Source organism: Geodermatophilus sp. SYSU D00879 (genome assembly GCF_054050375.1).
Genome location: NZ_JBJGZF010000040.1, coordinates 1 through 3,197, shown reverse-complemented (window position 1 = coordinate 3,197; position 3,197 = coordinate 1). Strand labels below are relative to the sequence as shown.

Annotated in this window: 2 protein-coding genes; both read right to left on the bottom strand. The window is 77.4% G+C overall.

Annotated elements, in window-relative coordinates:
- A partial coding sequence (gene pheT, locus ACI79B_RS23175) for a phenylalanine--tRNA ligase subunit beta (RefSeq protein ID WP_457000255.1) occupies positions 1–1,961 on the bottom strand: 1,961 nt, incomplete at its 3' end.
- Positions 1,962–3,029, bottom strand: coding sequence for a phenylalanine--tRNA ligase subunit alpha (gene pheS, locus ACI79B_RS23170; RefSeq protein WP_456930484.1), 1,068 nt, complete (start codon positions 3,027–3,029; stop codon positions 1,962–1,964).
- Positions 3,030–3,197 lie beyond the last annotated feature (168 nt).

Here is a 3,197-nt window from a genome sequence, read left to right as displayed (position 1 = left end):
CCCCCCCCCCCCCCCCCCCCCCCCCCCCCCCCCCCCCCCCCCCCCCCCCCCCCCCCCCCCCCCCCCCCCCCCCCCCCCCCCCCCCCCCCCCCCCCCCCCCCCACGGCGACGTGCCAGGGCTGGTCGGGCACCGCGCCGAGCAGGGCGGCGAGGGTGTCGTCGTCCGGGCGGCGGTCGACGCCGGGCAGCGGCGCGGGGGTGCGCCGGTCGCCGGGGAAGACCGCACCGTGCTCGAACAGGGCGACGTCGCGCCGGCCGCGGGAGAGGTTGCGCGCCAGCGTCGCGAGCAGGCCGGGCAGCAGCGTGGTGCGCAGCGCCGGCTCCTCCTCCGACAGCGGGTTGCGCACGAGCACGACCCGGCGGCGCGGGTCGTCCTCGGCGAGGCCGAGCGCGTCCAGCGCCGGGGCGCCGACGAACGGGTAGGACGGTGCCTCGACGTAGCCGGCCTCGGCCAGCGCGCGGCCGACCGTGCGGCGGCGGCGCTGGGTCTCGGTGAGCCCGCGGCCGGGCGGGGCGGTGGGCAGCACCGAGGGGACGTCGTCGTAGCCGGCCAGGCGGACGACCTCCTCGACGAGGTCGGCCGGGTCGGTGAGGTCCGGGCGCCAGGACGGCGGGGTGACGGTCAGCGAGCCGCCGTCGGCCTCCACCGCGCAGCCGACCGCGCCGAGCAGCTCGACCACCTGGGCCGGCGAGTACGGCACGCCGGAGACCCGGCCGGGCTTCGCGGCGTCCAGCGCGATCGACGGGCGGGGGGCGCGGGTGTCGACGTCGACCAGCGCACCGACGACCCGCGCGCCGCCGTGCTCGGCGAGCAGCTGCGCGGCGCGGGCCAGCGCGGCGACGGTCATCTCCGGGTCGACGCCGCGCTCGAAGCGGCGCGCGGCCTCGCTCGGCAGCCGGTGCCGGCGGGCGGTGCGCGCGACGCCGGTGGGCTCCCAGTGCGCCGCCTCGAGCAGCACGGCCGTGGTGCCGTCGCCGATCTCGGTCGAGGCGCCGCCCATGACCGCGGCCAGCCCGATCGGGCCGGTGTCGTCGGTGATGAGCAGGTCGTCGTCGGACAGCTGCCGGTCGGCGCCGTCGAGGGTGGTCAGCCGCTCGCCCTCGCGGGCCCGGCGGACGACGATCGGGCCGGTCACCGCGTCCCGGTCGAAGGCGTGCATCGGCTGGCCGAGCTCGAGCATCACGTAGTTGGTGACGTCGACGGCCAGCGAGATGGAGCGGATGCCGGACTGGGCGAGCCGGCGGCGCATCCACCACGGGCTGGGCGCGGTCGGGTCCAGGCCCTCCAGGGCGATCATCGAGAACCGGTCGCAGCGGTCGGCGTCGGCGACGGTCACCTCCCATGCCGGCTCCCCGGACCAGGCGGGGACCTCCGCCGCGCCCGGGTCGCGCCACGCGACGCCCAGGCCGGTGCCCATCTCCCGCGCGACGCCGCGCATCGCCAGGCAGTAGCCGCGGTCGGGGGTCACGTTGAGCTCGACGACGACATCGTCGAGGCCCACGACGGGGCGGGCGTCGGCGCCGGGCTCGAAGCCCTCGCCCAGCACCAGGATCCCGGCGTGGTCCTCGCCGATGCCGAGCTCGCGGACCGAGCAGATCATCCCGTCGGAGACGTGGTCGTAGGTCTTCCGCGCGGCGATCTCGAACCCGCCGGGCAGCACGGCGCCGGGCAGCGCGACGACGACGGTGTCCCCCACCGCGAAGTTGCTCGCGCCGCAGACGATCCCGCGCGGGGTGCCCTCGCCGACGTCGACCTGGCACCACCGGATCGGCTTCTTGAAGCCGGTGAGCTCCTCGATTTCCAGCACCCGGCCGACCACCAGCGGGCCGGTGACCTCGGCCGGGGTGTGGATCTCCTCCACCTCGAGGCCCAGCCGGACGAAGGCGGCGTCGAGGTCCTCGACGGTGGTCCCGGCGGGGACGTCGACGTACTCGGCCAGCCAGCCGACGGGGACCCGCATCTAGAGCTCCACTCCGAACGCACTCGTGAACCGGACGTCGCCCTCGACGATGTCGCGCATGTCGCCGACGCCCGAGCGGAACTGCAGCGCCCGCTCGATGCCCATGCCGAAGGCGAAGCCGCTGTACTCCTCGGGGTCGACCCCGCAGGCGACGAGCACCCGCGGGTTGACCATCCCGCAGCCGCCCCACTCGACCCAGCGGGGGCCGTCGCGGTGCTCGGGGAACCAGACGTCGAACTCCGCCGAGGGCTCGGTGAAGGGGAAGTACGACGGCCGCCAGCGGGTCACCGCCTCGGGGCCGAACAGCGCCCGCGCGAGGTGGTCGAGGGTGCCGCGCAGGTGCGCCATCGTCAGCCCGCGGTCGACGGCCAGGCCCTCGACCTGGTGGAAGACCGGGGTGTGCGTCGCGTCGAGCTCGTCGGTGCGGTAGACCCGCCCGGGCGCGACGACGTACACCGGCGGCGTCCGGGACAGCAGCGTGCGGGCCTGCACCGGGCTGGTGTGCGTGCGCAGCACCAGACCGGAGTCCTCGGGGGCGACGAACAGGGTGTCCATCATCGTGCGGGCCGGGTGGTCGCGGCCGATGTTGAGCGCGTCGAAGTTCAGCCACTCGGCCTCGAGCTCGGGGCCCTCGGCCACCTCGTAGCCCATGCCGACGAACACGTCGGCGATCCGCTCCTGCAGCGTGGTCAGCGGGTGGCGGGCGCCGCGCGGCGTGCGGTCCCAGGGGAGGGTGACGTCGACCCGCTCCTCGGCCAGCGCCCGGGCGTCGCGCTCGGCCTCGAGCTCGGCCCGGCGCGCCTCGTAGGCCTCGGTGACGGCGACCCGCGCGGCGTTCACCCGCTTGCCGGCGTCGGCGCGGGCGGCCGGCGGCAACGCGCCGAGCTCGCGGCGGGCCAGCGGCACGGGCGCGCGGTCACCGAGGTGGGCCGGGCGCACGGCGGCCAGCGCCTCGAGGTCGCCCGCTCCCGCGAAGGCCTCGCGGGCCGCGGCGACGGCGGCGTCGAGGGCCTCGGCGGACAGGGCCGCGACCTGCTTGGGGTCGTAGGGGTCGTTGGCGCCGGACACGGGAGGCCATTCTGCCCGCCGCCCCGTGTCCCCCGCCCCCGGGTTCTCGGCCGGCACCCTCCGGGGCGTGTTCGCGCGGTCTTGGACGCCCCGGCACCCCCGGGGGGGGGTGTTAGCGCCCTATCCAACCCGGCGGGGGCGGCGGGGGGGCCGGGGGCACCATAAGCG